Source organism: Streptomyces sp. x-80, from assembly GCF_046549095.1.
In the GTDB taxonomy this organism is placed as follows: Bacteria; Actinomycetota; Actinomycetes; order Streptomycetales; family Streptomycetaceae; genus Streptomyces; species Streptomyces celluloflavus.
Window position 1 is genome coordinate 198,587 of sequence record NZ_JAJPWM010000001.1, and the last position, 16,321, is coordinate 214,907.

The following is a 16,321-nucleotide window of genomic DNA, read 5'->3' on the forward strand; positions in this document are numbered from 1 at the left end:
CCGGCCACCGGCTCGTGGGCGGGCGGGCCAGTGCGCACGTCCCGACCGCGTCACCCGGCCGGTGGCGCGGCGAAGTGAAGGGGGCGCGCCGCGGCCCCCACGGGTCCACCGGCGGCGGTGTACGCCCGACGGGACGTGGGCGAGTTGCCGCGCTCCGCGTGTCGGCTCACGATAGGCGGACACGCGGGACATCGGGGACCTCGCCCGCCGGGCACTCCGGAGAGGTCAGTGAGCGGTCATGGCCTTGTATTTCGCGAATTCCTCCGAGGGCATGGTGCCCGACGCGCTGGCCGGTTTTGCGCGGGCCCATGCCGATCTGGTGGTGTGGGAGCGGGAGCACGGTTTCGTGCGGGCCCGGCACAGTTCCCCGGCCCGGCGGGTCGGCCTGGTGTCCGGGGGCGGCTCGGGGCACGAACCGCTGCACATCGGCTACGTCGGCGGCGGCATGCTGGACGCGGCCTGCCCGGGACGGATCTTTGCCTCGCCGCACAACCGGCAGATCTTCGAGGCATCGCGCGCGGTCGGGCGGGAGGACGGCGTACTCCACCTGGTGAAGAACTACACCGGGGACCGCATCAACTTCGGTATCGCGGCGGAACGGCTGGGGCGGCAGGGGATCCCCTGCGCACGGGTGCTGATCGACGACGATGTGGCGTCGGAGTCCGACGGCGTCGCGGCCGGGCGCCGCGGTACGGGGGCGACCGTCCTGGTGGAGAAGCTGCTCGGCGCCGCGGCGGACACCGGCATGGGACTGCGGGACCTGGTCGCGCTGGGCGAGGGCCTGGTGGAGCGCTGCCGCAGCCTCGCCGTGGCGTCGGCCCCGCACACCGCCCCCACGACCGGTCGGCCCGCCTTCGCGCTGTCGAACGGTGCCCTGGAGTACGGCGTGGGCATCCACGGGGAGCGCGCGGAACACACGGCGGCCCACCGGCCGCTGTGTGACCTGGTGGGAGAGATGACCGGCACGCTCGCCGACGCGCTGCGGCTCGGCCGGGGAGCATCGGTGATCGCCCTGGTCAACGGCCTCGGCGGGGTCACCCAATTGGAGCTGTACGCGGTGCTGGGCGAGGCGGCACGCCTGCTCGACGACCGCGGCGTGGCGCTGGAGAGGGTTCTCGTCGGCGACTTCGTCACGGCGTTGGACATGCACGGCTTCTCGCTCTCCCTCCTGGAGGCGGACGGCGAGACGCTCAAGTGGTACGACGCGCCGGCCCAGGCCCCGGCCTGGCGCCGATAGGAGACACCGGACGACGGGAGGCGGCCGCATGCGGTTCGACGGGACCTTCACGGACGGCTGGATGCGACGGTTCGCGGCATCCGCGTCGGCTACGGAGGCCGAGCTGACGGCACTCGATCAGCAGGCCGGCGACGGCGACTTCGGCGTCAACCTCACCACCGGACTGGACGCCACGGTCCGAGCCCTGAACGGTGCCCCCACCGGGAGCCTGGCCGCGGCCCAGCAGCCTTTGCAGGCGGCGGCCACGACCTTCCTCGACGAGGTCGGCGGCACGAGCGGCCCCCTGTTCGGGCTGCTGCTGGAAGAGCTGGCCCTCGCCGCCGCCGACGCGGGCACCGCGCTCACCGTGCCCGCACTGGCAGCGGGCGCGGGCGGCGGCCTGTCCGTCATTCAGCGCATCGGGGAAGCGGCGCCGGGCGACAAGACACTCATCGACGCACTCGCCCCCGCCTGCGACGCGCTGAACTCGCGCGGCACGGACGCCGATGTGCGCACGGCGCTCGCCGCCGCGGCCGGCGCCGCCTGGGACGGGGTGCGGAACACCGCGCAGCTGCGGGCGCGCCGTGGCCGGGCCAGCTACCTCGGCGAACGTGCCACCGGCGTTGCCGACCCGGGTGCGGTCGGCATCGGGCTGCTCTTCGCCTCGGCGGGGGAGACCGTCACCGCGCTCGCGCCCTTCCTGACCTGCCTGCCGGTCTCCCTGCCGGGTACGGAGACCCGGCCGCCGCCGTGACGCCCCGGTGCGGTGGGCCGGCGGGACACCCGGCGGGGGCGGGGCCACCGTCGATGACGCGCCGGCCGGCTCGGGTGGCGGCCCGGATGCCGCGGGGAAGGCTTCGGCGGCGAGGGCGGCGGCGGGCGCCGGGCCGCGGTGCGCCGAACAGCCGCGTCGTACCGTAGGAAATGTGGTGATCCCTCCCGGAGGGCAAACCGGCGGACAGAAGGGCTCGGGACAGGTCTCTGCCGGGGCGGTACGCCCGGTGTGGTGGGTGGTGTCGGCCGTCCTCGTGGCAGCCGCCGCGGCCGTCGCCGTGACCCGGCGTGCCGAGGTCGGCGCGGCCGTCCGGCTGATCTCCGAGGTACACCCGGTCCGGCTCGTCGCGGCCGGTGCGTTCGAGGCGGCGTCCCTGGGCTGTCTGGCGGCCGTGCAGCAGTGGCTGCTGCGCGCGGGCGGTGTACGGGTACGGTTCGGGGTCGTCGCCGCCATCGTTCTCGCCGCCAACGCCATCGCGGGGGCGCTGCCCGGCGGGGCCGCGTTCGCGGTCGCCTGGATCTTTCGGCAGCTGCGCCGCCGGGGCGTCGAGCAGGCTCTCGCGGGGGCCGTGCTGCTGGTCGCCGGAGTGCTGTCCGGGCTGAGTCTCTTCGTACTGCTGGCGGCCGGTGTGCTGCTGGGCGGCTCCTCCGGGCCGGTGGCCGGACTGCGGCCCGCGGTACTGGGACTGGTGCTCTGCGCAGCAGTGGTGACGGGCGCGGCGGTCGGTCTGTCCAGGCTGCGCTGGGTACGGCGCCGGGCCTGGCGTGCCTGGCGGCGGCTCGGGGTGCGGTCCCGGCGGCTCTGGGATGCCGAGCAGGCGTTGAGCAGGCTGGGGCGGCAGGTGCGGACCGTGCGGCCCGGAGTGCGCCCGTGGCTGTGGCCGGCCACTCTGGCGCTGCTCAACTGGGCCCTGGACCTGGCGTGTCTCGTCGCCTGCATGTGGAGTCTGGGCGTCGGCGTGCCCTGGCACGGACTCCTCGCGGCGTACGCGCTGACACAGTTCGCGGGAAGCCTGCGGCTGACACCCGGGGGCCTCGGCGTGGTCGAGACGAGTCTCGCGGCGCTGCTGGTGCTGTACGGCCTCGGCGCCGAGCAGGCCATCGCGGTGACGCTGCTGTACCGAGCGGTGAGCTACTGGGCCCTGCAACCCGTCGGCTGGGCAAGCGGACTCGGGCTGACCCTGACCCGCGGCGACACGCCATCACGGGATGGCACCGGCCACTGATCCGTACCTGCGGAACATGCGGCCTCGGCGCGGGTCCGAGGGGTTCGGACAGCGGCGGGGCCGGCGCATGGGCACGTGGAGGCCGGCGCAGCGGGCCGGTGGAACGGTGACCGGGCGGCGATCGGGTGGACCGCCACACCGTCATGTTTTACGTGAAACATTCGGGCCGGCGGCGCCTCATGCATACCGGCGAGCGTTTGCCGGCCCCACCGGTCGGCCGCAAGCTGGAGACATGGCGCAGGTGCCGGGTCCGCACGAGCTGACCGGATGGGCTGTGCACCACCCCGGGCCGATCGCGGCCGGCCCGCTGGTGTCCGTACGCCGTCCCGTCCCCGTGCCGGGCCCTGATGAGCTGTTGCTGCGGGTGGAGGCGTGCGGCGTCTGCCGAACCGACTTGCACCTGGCCGAAGGCGATCTGCCCCCGCACCGGCCGGATACCGTCCCCGGTCATGAGATCGTCGGCCGGGTGGCCGCCGCCGGCGAGTCCGTCACACGATTCCGGGTCGGCGACCGGGCCGGCGGGGCGTGGCTGCGCGGTACGTGCGGCAACTGCCGTTACTGCCGGGCCGGTCGCGAGAATCTCTGTCCGGCCTCCCGCTACACCGGCTGGGACGCGGACGGCGGTTTCGCCGACACCACCCTCGTCCCGGCGGATTACGCCTACGCGCTCCCGGACGAACAGGACGCCACGTTGCTGGCCCCACTGCTGTGCGCCGGGATCATCGGCTACCGGGCGCTGCGCCGCAGCGCACTGCCCGTCAACGGCCGGCTCGGGATCTACGGGTTCGGCGCCTCGGCCCATCTGGCGGCGCAGGTCGCCCTGGCCGAAGGCGCCACCGTGCACGTGCTGACCCGGTCGGCGGCGGCCCGTGAACTCGCCCTCGGTCTGGGTGCCTCCTCCGCGGGCGACGCCTACGCCCGGCCGCCCGAACCGCTGGATTCCGCGATCCTGTTCGCCCCGGTGGGCGACCTGGTGCCCGTGGCCCTGGAGGCACTGGACCGCTCGGGAACCCTCGCCATCGCGGGCATCCACCTCACCGACATCCCCGTACTCCACTACCAGCGCCACCTCTTCGAGGAGCGGAACCTGCGCAGCGTCACCTCCAACACACGGCAGGACGGCCGCGACTTCCTGGACATCGCCGCCCGGATCGGCATCCGGGTCACCGCCAGCCCGTACCCGCTGAGCCGCGCGCCCCAAGCGCTGAGCGACCTGGCCGCCGACCGGATCAACGGCGCCGCGGTGCTCGTGCCCGAATGACCCGCACGCCGCACGCCGCACGCCGCACGGCAACGCGCATGATGGCGCGTTGCCGTGCGCAGGGCCTGTTCGCGTGGTGCCGGTCGCACGGATCGCACCGGTGGTCCGTCGGCCGGGAACGGGAACCGGCGTCAACGGATCCGGCGCCGTAACGACCGCGCACATCCCACCGTCGGGTCCCCGCCGCAAGCCGGTCGGCCGGGCCCGCGCCGCGGGCGGTTCGGCGCCCTGGGTCAGCTCGCCAGCACCGCAGCCGCGAGATCGAGTCCCAGGTCGTGGGCGCGATGGACCGGCAGACCGGCATCGGTGAACCAGTCGTCGGTGGCCTCCGGATGCGGTCCGACAACGCCGACGCGGCCCGCGCCGAACGGTGTGACGAGAGCGGCGACCGAGCCGTTCGGGTAGGTGGCCAGGACCGTCGCGTCCGCGCCTTCGTCGAGTACGAAGTGCGGCCCGTCCTGGAAGAAGAGGGTGCGCGGCTCGCCGCGCCACGCCACATCGACCAGGGTGTCGCTCTCATCGCCGACGGTGGCGCCCGGCGTGGCGATGTACTGGTCGGTGTCGCCGGGCAGCAGGCCGAACCCCGGGGTCGCCCCGGCCAGGTATCCGCCGAGGCAGAAGCCGAGATAGCGGCCACCGCCGCGGACGTAGTCGCGGATCGCGTGGCGCCGCCGCCGTAGCCGCCAGTAGGCCGGGGCCAGCGAACCCCCACCGGGCTGGGCGTACACCGCGGCCCGGGCCAGCGACTCGGCCGTCAGCGACAGCGCCTCGCGCGGACCGGTGTAGCGGATGTCCAGGCCCCAGCCGCCACCGGCGAGCAGCTCGGCGACCGCCTCCGGACAGCCGGGCAGCGCGGCCGGTCCCCGGTAGACGAGTGCGAGCGGGCGCTCCTCGGCAGCCAGAAGGGGAGCGCTTCGGGGCCCGGAAGACCGGCCGAGCGGGTCGGGTGCGGCGCTGGAGGTCATGCTGTCCTCATCGCGTTGTCGACAGTGGGAGTGCGGAGGTACGGCGGGCCCCGCCGCCGTGATGGAGTCCGGGCCGCAGCCGGTGGCGGTACCGCTTCACCGGCCCGAGTCGAGCCGACCCGAGCCGGGGTTACGGGCGACGGGACGGTGGCGGCCGCCGGCCGTCGGCGGACCGGTGGGTCACGCCCTGGGCGGGGATACCGCGCCAGCTCGTGCCCGGCATGAGGCGCTCGCCCTTCATGAGCAGCGACAGCGCGCCGAGCCGGACACCCGCGCCGACCACGGCGTCGTAGAGCACGATCGCGCGGGTGCCGACGCTCGCCCCGCTGTGGACGCTGACCTGCGACATTTTCATGACACGGTCTTCGAACAGGTGCGTCTGCAACGATACGCCCATGCCGATCGCGGCGTCGTCGCCGATTTCCACCAGGTCGAACTCGGTGAGATAGGTGGTGCCGATCCAGGTGCGCCGGCCGATGCGGGCGCCGAACCAGCGCAGCACCGCCGGCAGGAACGGGGTCCCCACCAGGGTGCCCGCCCCGGCCGGGACCGCGGCCGCCTCGTAGAGGCCGGTGACGAACTCGGTACGGCGCACGAACCAGCTCCACAGCGGTTCGACCCGCGGCCGGTAGGTCCCGACGACCGCGCGCTTGACCGCCGCGCAGTACGCGATCACCGCGAGTCCCGCGCCCATCGCGAGCACCGGCGACACGAGCACCGGCACCAGCGGGCCCCGGGAGCGCGCCACACCGGCCAGCGCCAGCAGATAGAGGTAGACGCCCATGCCCAGCACCGTCGCGGGCAGGGTGGCGCGGAAGAACTCGATGCCGAGACGGTGCCGCACCGCCTTGCGGGTCGGGCGGAACGTCAGCTCCTCGGGGAACGTACCGCTGCTCTGGCGTACCGGCAGATGCATCGCGGGCGACCCCAGCCACGAGGTGCCGTCCGGCGCACCGTCCTGCGGCGGTACCGTGCCCACCCCGACCAGGGACCCCGGTCCCATCCGGGTGCCGGCCGGTACGAACGCGGCGTTGCCGACGAATGCGCGCCGGCCCACCTCGGTGGGCCCGAACGCGACCCGGCCGGCCGCGAAGGTGGCGGCACCGACGCTGGCCATGTCCGCGACGAAGCTGCCGTCGTCGAGGGTGAGCAGGTCCGGGTCGAGGTGCGCGGCGGTGGCGACTTCGGTGCCCCGGCCGACCCGCGCGCCGAGCAGCCGCAGCCACGGCACCGTATAGAGGGTGGCGTAGAGCGAGTTGGTGAAGGCCAGGCTGAACTCCAGCAGCTTGTCCGCCACCCACTTGCGCACGCCGAGCGACGAACGCACCGGGTGCACACCGATCGGTACCTCGGACAGGACGAGGCGCTTGCCGACGGCGACCACACAGCAGACGGTGAGCACGTACACCGGACCGGACACCACGATGGCGGCGGCGCCCGCGAGCGCGCCCCAGCCCCAGAAGCCCCACCACACCAGTGCGAGGCCCGGCAGGACCATCGCGACCACGGCGACCTCCAGGAGCACCAAGCCGGACAGCGCGGCGGCGAGATGACGTGGCCGCCATCCGTCCAGGTGGCCGCGAGCACGCAGCATGGTCTCCATGGCGGGGGCGAGCGCATCGACCGGATACGGCGGCGAGCCGGCCCAGCGCGCTCCGGCGGTGACCACCTCGTCCTGCTCGACCACCGACTGCTCGCCGAGCCCGGCCCCGGCCCCCAGCCGCGCGCCGGGTTCGAGGACCGCGTTGGCCCCGACGCAGGCGCGCGGCCCGATCTCGATCGGCGCGACCGTCACCCAGCCGTCCGCCACCCGCCACGGGCGCAGCGAAACGCCGTAGCCCACCGAGGCGTCGCCGCCGATGCGCAGCAGGGTCGGCAGGCTGACCATGCTCGTCGCGATCGTGGTACGCGGCCCGATGCGCGCGCCGAGCAGCCGCAGGTACGGGGCCATCATGGGGGAACCGGACAGCACCTGGAGCGGGCTGAGGGTCATCAGCAGGTTCAGCAACCACAGCCGCAGGTACGTCCCGCCCCACAGCCGGTAACGGCCCGGCCGGATCCCTGCCGCCAGCGGACGTGCCAACACCACCGGCACGATCCAGCGCACGCCGAAATAGCCGGCCAGCGCCGCGAACACCGCCTGCACCGCGGCCGGCTCCGAGAACTGACCGCCGTGCCGGCTGTACACGAAGGCCAGCGGCAACGTGGTCAGGAGCAGCCACAGATAGATCGCCCCGGCCTGCGCCGTCCCGGCGGCCGCGATCCGGCCGCCCCGGTGGCGGATCGGTTCCGGGCGGGGCGGCGCGGTCAGCCGCGGGGTACCCGCCGACGCGCCCAACCGCGCTGCCAGGCCGCGTACGGTCGGGGCCGCGTAGAGATCACGCATGGTCGGGCTCGTGCCGATGTCCCGGCCGCGCAGCAGCGATACCACCCGGGCCGCGAGCAGGGAGTGGCCGCCGAGCTCGGTGAAGAAGTCCGCCTCGGCCGACAGCGACCCGGGTTCGGTGCCGAGCACCTCCGCCCAGACGTCCCGCAGCCGCGTCTCCAGCTCACCGCGGGCGGCCACCACCCGGCCGCCGCCCACCAGACGGCGGCCGGTCGGGGCGGGCAGCCGGGTGCGGTCCGCCTTGCCGCTGGGCATGGCCGGGAGCTCGGTGAGGATGTCCACGAAGGACGGCACCATATAGGCGGGCAGCCTGCGCCGCAGACGCGTGTGCAGCCGGGTGACGAGAGCCTCGTCGTCGTCCTCGTCCGTACTTCCGGGTGTCCGCATCACGTAGGCGGCCAGCTCGCTGCTGTCGCCGCCGCCGTCCGGCGCGGGCACCAGCGCGGTGACCGCCTCGGCCACGCCGGGATCCTCCAGCAGCACGCTGTCGATCTCACCGAGATCGACCCGGTAGCCCCGGATCTTCACCTGGGCGTCGGTGCGGCCCAGGTACTCGATCTCCCCGTCCGTGGTCATCCGGCCGAGGTCTCCGGTGCGGTAGAGCCGGCCGCCCCCGGGCGCGAGCGGATGCTCGATGAACCGGTCTGCGGTCAGCTCCGGCCTGCCGATGTAGCCACGGGCGACGCCAGGGCCGCCCACACAGATTTCACCGACCGCGCTGTCGGGTACCCGCTGCCGCCGCTCGTCGAGCAGCACCACCGAGTAGGTCGGCAGCGGCCTGCCGATGGTCACGGGCCGCTCCGGCAGCAGCTCCGCCCAGGTCGCGGTGACGGTGGTCTCGGTCGGTCCGTAGGTGTTGAGCATCCGGCGTCCCGGTCTGCTCCACCTCTCGACGAGCTGACCGGGGCAGACTTCACCGCCGACCACGATGCTCCGGATACGCGGCAGGTCCCGCGGAATCGTCTCCAGCAGCGTCGGTACGCAGTACAGCAGCGTGATCTCGCGGTCTTCCAGGAAATCGGCGAGCTCCGGGCCGAGCCGCCCGGAATCGGCGGTGCCCGCGACAACCGTGGCGCCGACCGACCACGTCGGCCAGATCTCCTCGATGGAGAAGTCGAAGGAGATCGTCATGCCCTGGTACACCCGATCGTACGGCTGCACGTCGTACACGCCGGGCACGACGTCGAGGAAGTTGCAGATGCTCGACTGGGCGATCTCCACGCCCTTGGGCCGGCCGCTGGAACCCGAGGTGTACATGATGTACGCGACGGGGTCGTCGTCTCCCGAACCGTGCGCCACCGTCTCGGGACGCGGGCGCGCGGTGGGCACGGAGGCGAGCTCGGGCGCGCACGAGTCGAGCTCGATCACCCGGCAGGGGAGCTCCGCCAGGGCCGGCGCGAGAGCGGAGGTGGTCAGCACCAGGTCGACGCCGGCGTCCCCCGCGATGTAGGCGATACGGTCCGGAGGCAGCGCCGGGTCGATGGGCACGAACGCCGCACCGGCCTTGCCCACCCCGAGCAACGACACATAGGTGTCCACCGAGCGCGGTAACAGGATCGCGACCCGTGCCCCGTGGCCGATGCCGAGACCACGGAGGTGGTGGGCGAGCTGATTCGCGTGCGCGTCGAGTTCGGCGTACGTCAGCCGGTGGTGCCGGTATTCGAGTGCCGTCGCCGACGGATTGCGGTCACAGGCGGATTCGAAGACGAAATGCAGTCGCCTGCCCGCTCCTCCCGGAGGCAGTTCGCTCAGGTGCTGTGCCACCACCACACGTTAAGTCCCCGGTCTTGGACGGAACGGGATAGACACCGCCCACGTTCCCCGGCGGGCGGAGCGGCGGAGCGGTCCCGGTGGGCGGGAATCTCTCGCGAAGCTGCGGGCCGTGACCCATTGACATCGAGCCGAGCGACTTGATCTGCTGGCCGCTGCAAGCAGCTGATGGTGGTCGGCGAGGGCGGACCTGCCGAGAAGTTGGCGCAGTCGCCCGGCCGTCGTATCGTGCGTCTTCACGGTGTGGCAGCAGGTGATCCGGCCCCACACCAGATGTGTTGTGTGCAGGCGCCAAAGGGGCGTCAGTATTTTGTGGTAGCAGTATTGCGAGAAGGTGTGGTTGTTGTGTTGATGACGGGGAAGGTCCTGCGGTTCGACGAGGTGCGTGGTTATGGCTTCATCGCCCCCGATACGGGAGATGAAGACGTTTTCATGCATGCGAACGACTTGATTGACGAGAAGGGTTTCTACCAAGCGGGCAGCGAGGTGGAATTCTTCATGGAGTCGGGGGAAAAAGGCCCCAAGGCATCACAGATCCGCCTCGTTCACAAGCCGGTCGGGCAGCAGCTCACGCGCAATTCGCTGGCATCCGGGTCGCTGCGCACGCCTCCGCAGGGAAACCGGGCGGACGACGAGATGTGCGACGTGCTGAGCGCCGCTGATCTGCGGAGTGAGCTGATCGAGGTTCTCGTCGCGGCCGACGAGACCCTGACGGCCGCGCAGATTCAGCGGATCCGTGCGAGCGTCGTCGACATGGCGCGCGGATACGGATGGGTCGAAGGCTGACCCACGGCACCACTGCTGGACCAGGCGTCGGCGAGGAGCGTCCAGCCGGGCAGGCGGCAGGGCCCGTGGCCCACGCCGCCGCCCGGCCCGCCGAGGTCCACCGGATGCGGGCCGGGCCTCGGTTGTCCGCCCGCATCCCCAGGGTTCCGCACCCCGGCTCCCGGCCTTCGGTACCGACGAGGCCGCCGGGGGCGGAACGTGGGAGGGCGGGTGTCTTCCCACAGCACCCTGACCGCCGCGGCCATCGGCCGCCGGCTCCGCGCAGGACCCGCCTGATGGAACCTGGCGGGGCCTGAGGGCTGTCCCGTCATACCTGGTGGGTCAGCGCGCGGCGTCAGATGCGGTGCATCGCAAGGCGGAGGAGCGTCCGCGTACTGGGTGTATGTGGACGTTCCGACAACGCGGCGAGGTGCCGTAGCTGTCGTCGCGCGCCCGCCAGGCATGACGGGACAGCCCTTAGCGGAGCCCGCCGGCCGCAGCGTGCAGTGCGCGGATCAGACGGTCGTTCTCCGGGGCCGGGCCGCCGGGGAAGGGGAACCGCCGACGGCTGTAGCCGTAGGCCAGGCCATTGCGCGGATCGGCGAACGCCTGCTGGCCGCCCGCACCGCTGTGCCCGAACGTGCCCTGCCCCAGCACGGGATACACCTCGGACGTGGCGTGGAAGCCGACCCCGAAGGTCTTGTGCTCGCGGGTGACCAGGTCGTAGCCGATGGAGTGGATCTGCGCGAACGCGGCGGCGGTGTCCGGCTTCAGCAGCGGCGCCGCGCCGTCCAGCGGACCGATCGCGGCCGCGTACATCCGGGCCAGGCCGCGCGCCGAGGCGACGCCGCCCAGCGAGGCGGGCCCGAGGGAACGGACCGCCCGGAAGTTCGGCAGCTCCCACAGTTCCGGGTTCCGCGGATGATTCCGGTTGAACGCGATGCCGGACAGGCTGTGCGCACCGGTGGCGCGCGCCGCCAACGCGGCCAGCCGCTCAGGGGTCGCCAGCATCGGCTGGGTGCTCAGGAAACGGGATTCCTGGTCCTCCGGCAGTCCGAGGTGGACGTCCACCGCGTACGGCACGCGTACGCGTTCGGCGAAGTGCTCCTGGATGGTCCGCCCGGTGGCGCGGCGTACCACCTCGCCGCTCAGCGCCCCGATGACCAAGGCGTGGTAGCCGAACGTGCTGCCCGGCCGCCAGTACGGGCGCTGCCCGCCGAGGCGTTCGGCGACGATCCGGTCATCGGCGAGTTCCTCAAGCGTGAACCCCGTGTCCGAGCCGACCAGACCGGCCCGGTGCGACAGCAACTCGCGCAGGGTGATGTCCCGCTTGCCCGCCACGGCGAATTCCGGCCAGTAGTGGCTGACCCGCTGATCCAGGTCCAGGGTGCCGTCCTGCACGAGCAAGGCGACGATCAGGTGCGCGGCACCCTTGGTCGCGGAGAACACACCGAGCAGCGAATCGCCGGTGATCTCCGGGCCGGTCCACAGGTCCACGACCCGCTCGCCGTGCCGATATGCCACCAACTGCGCGGCGAAGTCGCCGCCTTCCTCGGCCGCGACCGCCGCGAACTCGTCCCGTACCGAAGCGAACCCGTCGGCCACGATGCCCTGTAACGCGCTGTCTTCCACCATCGTTTCCTCCCACGCCGTCGTGGTGTCCGATCGCCCGGACACGTCGCGAGCCTAATGCGATGAATGACCGCTGTTCATGAATAGGTGGGGCAGTCCCCGTCCCGTCTGTGGCAGTCCACGCCGCCGGCAGGGGTTTCGTTATACGTGGCCAAGGCTGATCCCGTGAGACCCCGACAGCGCCCGGGGCGCCCCGCCCCGTCGTCAGCCGGCCCGCCGTCCAGGAGAACCCCCTCGGCCCCGGCCACGGCGCCCCTCGCTGCGCGCTGTTCCCCGACGCCCTTCTCCGGGGCCTGCCGGCGCGGGAACCGGGCACCGGACGACGACAGGCGCCCAGGCCCGCGATCATTCGGAAGCCGTGCGGTATGCGCCGTGCGACCGCCTCCCTTGCCGGACGCGTCCTCATTCCTGGTGGCAGGAGGTCGCGAGCGGGCCCTCGATGAGGTCGCGCAGCTGGGAGCGGGCGGTGATGCCCAGCTTGGGGAAGCTGCGGTAGAGGTGCGAGCCGACCGTGCGCGGGGAGAGGAAGAGCTGCTCGCCGATCTCGCGGTTGGTCAGCCCGCGGGCGGCGAGCCGGATGATCTGCCGTTGTTGCGGGGAGAGCGCGGTGAGCGCGTCGGGGGGCGAGTCCGCGACGTCGAGACCGGCGGCGCGCGCTTCGGCGCGGGCGCGCTCGATCCACGGGCGCGCGCCCAGGCGCCGGAAGATCTCCAGGGCGTGGGTGAGCGGCGGTCGTGCCTCCGCGATGCGCCGGCGGCGCCGCAGCCACTCGGCGAAATCCAGCAGGGTCTGGGCGTGTTCGAACGGCCAGTGCGCCAGCGCCGGGTCCGCCAGCGCCGCCCGGAAGTGCGGTTCGGCCTCCTCGGGGTCCGCCAGCAGGCCACGGGCCCGGCTGAGCAGCGCGCACAGGCGGGGCGAGGCGTTCTCCGCCAGGGCGCGTGCGGAGCGCTCGACGAGCGCGGCGGCCTCCGCGCGCCGGCCGCCGCGCACCGCCGCGGCGGCCAGCTCCGCGAGCGCCGGATAGGAGGCGTGATAGTGCACGGGCGCACCATCTGCCGTGAAAACCATGCGGAGTTGGTCGTAGGCCCTCTCGTACGCGCCTTCCACGGCTGCCGCGGCACCGAGCGCACGACGGGCGTAGACGGATACGGAGCGGCTCTCCAGGGGGTCGATCAGGGCGAGCGCGTCCTCGGCTCGGACACGGGCTGCCGCCGCGTCACCCTGGAAGGCCAGTACGGTGGCATCCACCGCGGCGGCACACGCCACGGCATGGTCGAGGCCGGCCGCCGAGCCGACCGCGGTGGTGCGGGCGCACGCCGTACGGGCCTGTTCCCATCGTCCGTGTTCCACATACGCCCAGGCGGCCGCGCCGGCCAGGCCCTCCGGTAGCGGTCCCGGCAGCTCGCGGTCGAAGGCCGCGTCGTAGGCGCGGACGGCCTGCGGGGTCTCGTCCAGGAGCCACGCCATGACTCCGAGAGCGGTGAGCCGGTCGGGCCGGCGTTCCGCCTCGGCGGCGAACCGCGGGAGCAGCGAGACGAGTTCGGCCCGGTCGGTGAGGGGATCCGACACGGCCCGCACCCAGGTGCGCAGCCAGGTGTGGGACGCGTGCCGGGGCAGGCGTCGCAGGACGTCCTGGACGCGGTGGCGCTGGGCGTCCTCGCCGGAGTAGAAGCGGACCACGGCGGCGCCGGCCAGGAGATCCAGCGCGGTGCCGGGCCGGGAGACCGCCGACTGCTCGGCGGCGTGGATCAGCCGGGAGAAGACCACGGTGTGGCGCACGGTCAGCGCCGCCAGCCGTCCGACCTGCACGGTGACGGAGGCCAGCAGCGACGCGTCGTCGGTCCGCGCGCGTGCCGCGGCGGCCAGTTCCTCGACCCAGGCGAGGTCACCGGTGAACACGGCCGCTCCGGCGGCTTCGACCAGCAGCCGGGCGCTGTCCGCGCGCCGCGGTGCGAGTTCCGCGGCGCGTTGCAGGGCCTTGGCGGCTGCCGCGTGGCCGCCGCGCCGACGGGCCCGGTCGGCGGTCCGCGCCAGCTCCGCCGATACGGCCGCGTCCGGGCGCGGGGTGGCGGCGGCGAGGTGCCAGGCACGCCGGTCCGGTGCGTCCCGCAGCGTCTCGGCGAGCGCGAGATGGGCCTCGCGCCGCGCCTCGAAGGGCGCGGCGTGATACAGGGCGGACCGGACCAGCGGATGGCGGAACCGGACGTCCCGACCGGTCCGCCGGACCAGACCGGCCCGCTCGGCGGGCAGCCATGCGCCGTCCTCGGCGTGCGGCAGCCCGGCCGGGACGGCGATCGCGGAGTCGACGGTGTCCATGGCGGCCAGGAGCAGCAGGGCCCGCCGGGTGGCGGTGGGGAGGGTGTCCAGACGGGCGGCGAAGATCCGCTCCAAGTGCTCGGTGAGCGGGAGCGGCCCCGCGGACAGCACCTCCGCGGCCGCGCCGGGTGCGGCGGCCGCCCTCGCCAGTTCGGTCAGCGCCAGCGGGTTGCCGCCGGCCTGGTCGAGGATCCGGGCCCTGGTCCGGCCGGTGGGGCCGGCCGGTAGGCGGTCCAGCAGGCCGCGGGACGCCGCGTCGTCGAGCGGTCCGAGGGTGAGCGTCGGCAGGTGCCGGCCGAACCCCGGGAGGTGCTCGCCGGCGCGGGCCCCGATCAGCATCGTGACGGGTTCACCCCCCAGCCGCCGGGCCACGAAGGACAGCGCGTCCAGCGAGGCCCGGTCGAACCACTGCGCGTCGTCCAGCACCACGAGCACGGGGCCCGCATCGCCCAAGGCTGACAGCAGGCTCAGGACGGCGACCCCGATGACCATGAGGTCGGGTGCCACCACGGCCGGCCCCGTGCCGAAGGCGTCGTGCAGCGCCGCGCGCTGCCTCCCCGGCAGAGCGTCCACCTCGGTCCGCACCGGCCGCAGCAACTGATGCAGCGCGGAGAACGCGAGGTTCGACTCCGACTCGCTCCCGTCGGCGCGCAGGACGCGAGTGCCTCGCGCGCCGGCCCGGCGCACCGCGGAGTCCAGCAGCGCGCTCTTCCCCGTGCCCACGTCACCGACGAGCACCACGACCGGGTCGTCCGATGCCGTGTCCACCGCACGAAAGAGGCGTGCCAGCTCCGCGTCCCGGCCGACGATCAGCTCCGGGGTGTCCGGATCCGGTCGCGTGATCGCACCGGGGTCCGCTGCGTGCTCGTCCACGGAGTCTCCAGAAATCGTGGCTCTCCGAGCGGAGCCGCCGTGCCATGTCCCACCCCGACTGTAGGCGGCGGGGCGGATGACCGGGGTGCCCGCGCGCAGGTGCGGTCATCTGACGGATACCGCGCGGATCCGGGCCGCCCGTACGGTTCCAGGAGATTTCCCGAACGCCCCTGAATTCCCCGAATTCCCCGAATTCCCCAGGACAGGCTATGGACACGATTGTGCTCGGCGATATCACCATCACCCGTATCCGGGAGTACTTCGGACCCGTGGAGATGACGCCCGATACGTTCTTCCCCGGCAGCCCGAAGGAGGTGTGGGACGACAACGAACCCTGGCTGGCCCCGCACTTCCTGGATGCCGGAACCCATATCGTGAATTCCGCGATCCAGACCTGGCTGCTGCGCAGCGAGGGCAAGACGATCCTCGTCGACACCGGCGTCGGCAATCACAAGGAGCGCCCGTACTCACCGGTCTGGAGCCATCTCGACACCGATTTCCTGGCCGGTCTCGCGCGGGCGGGTGTCGCACCGGAGGACGTGGACATTGTCATCAACACGCATCTGCACGTCGATCACGTGGGCTGGAACACGTATCTGGACGGGCGGAGCTGGGTTCCCACCTTTCCCCGTGCCACCTATCTCCTGCCGAGGGACGACTTCGATTTCTGGAATCCCGCGAACGGCCACACGCCGCTGCTCGGCCGCGGCAACCAGAACGTCTTCGAGGACAGCGTGGCCCCGGTGCACGAGGCCGGTCAGACGCTGCTGTGGGAGCACAGCCACCGGATCGACGCCGGCCTGCGCCTGGACGCGGCTCCCGGGCACACCCCCGGCTCCTGCGTGCTGACCCTCGAATCCGGGCCGGATCGCGCGGTGTTCGTCGGCGACCTGCTGCACAGCCCGGTGCAGATCCTCGAACCGGACACCAACAGCTGCTTCTGCGAGGACCCGGCGGGCGCTCGCGCCACCCGCCGCAAGGTACTGGGCTGGGCTGCCGACAACAACGCCCTCCTGATCCCCGCGCACCTGGGCGGCCACGGCGCCGCGGAAGTGGCACGCGACGGAAGCAGGTTCGCAGTCAAGGGCTGGGCACCCTTCGCCCCGTACACCGAACAGGGCTGAGGCCCGCGGAAAG

10 protein-coding genes are annotated in these 16,321 nt (G+C 73.0%); 6 read left to right on the forward strand and 4 right to left on the reverse strand.

Going from position 1 to position 16,321, the window contains the following annotated elements:
* Positions 1-238 precede the first annotated feature (238 nt).
* From ACLJWH_RS00755 to ACLJWH_RS00770, 4 genes are all read left to right on the forward strand, one after another.
* Complete coding sequence (locus ACLJWH_RS00755; RefSeq protein WP_411139538.1) at positions 239-1,237, forward strand: dihydroxyacetone kinase subunit DhaK; 999 nt, start codon at positions 239-241, stop codon at positions 1,235-1,237.
* Positions 1,238-1,265: 28 nt separating this feature from the next.
* Positions 1,266-1,970, forward strand: coding sequence for a dihydroxyacetone kinase subunit DhaL (dhaL, locus tag ACLJWH_RS00760; RefSeq protein ID WP_411139539.1), 705 nt, complete (start codon positions 1,266-1,268; stop codon positions 1,968-1,970).
* A 172-nt stretch (positions 1,971-2,142) separates the two neighbouring features.
* Entirely contained in the window at positions 2,143-3,216 is a 1,074-nt protein-coding gene (locus ACLJWH_RS00765; protein WP_411139540.1) for a lysylphosphatidylglycerol synthase transmembrane domain-containing protein, read from the forward strand.
* 232 nt (positions 3,217-3,448) lie between these two features.
* A complete protein-coding gene (locus tag ACLJWH_RS00770) occupies positions 3,449-4,477 on the forward strand; it encodes a zinc-dependent alcohol dehydrogenase family protein (RefSeq protein ID WP_411139541.1) in 1,029 nt (342 codons plus the stop codon).
* Between the two features lie 233 nt (positions 4,478-4,710).
* Here the strand turns inward: ACLJWH_RS00770 and ACLJWH_RS00775 are convergent, their stop codons facing one another.
* Together ACLJWH_RS00775 and ACLJWH_RS00780 are read right to left on the reverse strand one after the other, a co-directional pair.
* On the reverse strand, positions 4,711-5,442 hold the full coding sequence (locus tag ACLJWH_RS00775) for a BPL-N domain-containing protein (protein WP_411139542.1): 732 nt from the start codon (positions 5,440-5,442) through the stop codon (positions 4,711-4,713).
* A gap of 130 nt (positions 5,443-5,572) precedes the next feature.
* A complete protein-coding gene (locus tag ACLJWH_RS00780; RefSeq protein ID WP_411139543.1) occupies positions 5,573-9,592 on the reverse strand; it encodes a Pls/PosA family non-ribosomal peptide synthetase in 4,020 nt (1,339 codons plus the stop codon).
* Between the two features lie 174 nt (positions 9,593-9,766).
* On the opposite strand from ACLJWH_RS00780, the gene ACLJWH_RS00785 reads away from it, so the two are divergent.
* Positions 9,767-10,384: a cold shock domain-containing protein gene (locus tag ACLJWH_RS00785; RefSeq protein WP_411139544.1), complete on the forward strand. Its 618-nt coding sequence runs from the start codon at positions 9,767-9,769 to the stop codon at positions 10,382-10,384.
* A gap of 456 nt (positions 10,385-10,840) precedes the next feature.
* Here ACLJWH_RS00785 and ACLJWH_RS00790 read toward each other — a convergent pair whose 3' ends face one another.
* Together ACLJWH_RS00790 and ACLJWH_RS00795 are read right to left on the reverse strand one after the other, a co-directional pair.
* Positions 10,841-11,998 carry a serine hydrolase domain-containing protein gene (locus tag ACLJWH_RS00790; protein ID WP_411139896.1) on the reverse strand — a complete coding sequence of 386 codons (1,158 nt, stop codon included), beginning with the start codon at positions 11,996-11,998 and terminating at the stop codon, positions 10,841-10,843.
* 399 nt (positions 11,999-12,397) lie between these two features.
* Positions 12,398-15,184, reverse strand: coding sequence for a helix-turn-helix transcriptional regulator (locus tag ACLJWH_RS00795; RefSeq protein ID WP_411139545.1), 2,787 nt, complete (start codon positions 15,182-15,184; stop codon positions 12,398-12,400).
* A 209-nt stretch (positions 15,185-15,393) separates the two neighbouring features.
* On the opposite strand from ACLJWH_RS00795, the gene ACLJWH_RS00800 reads away from it, so the two are divergent.
* The gene (locus ACLJWH_RS00800) at positions 15,394-16,308 is read left to right on the forward strand and encodes an MBL fold metallo-hydrolase (RefSeq protein WP_411139546.1); all 915 of its coding nucleotides are present in this window, start codon (positions 15,394-15,396) and stop codon (positions 16,306-16,308) included.
* The last annotated feature ends 13 nt before the right edge of the window (positions 16,309-16,321 follow it).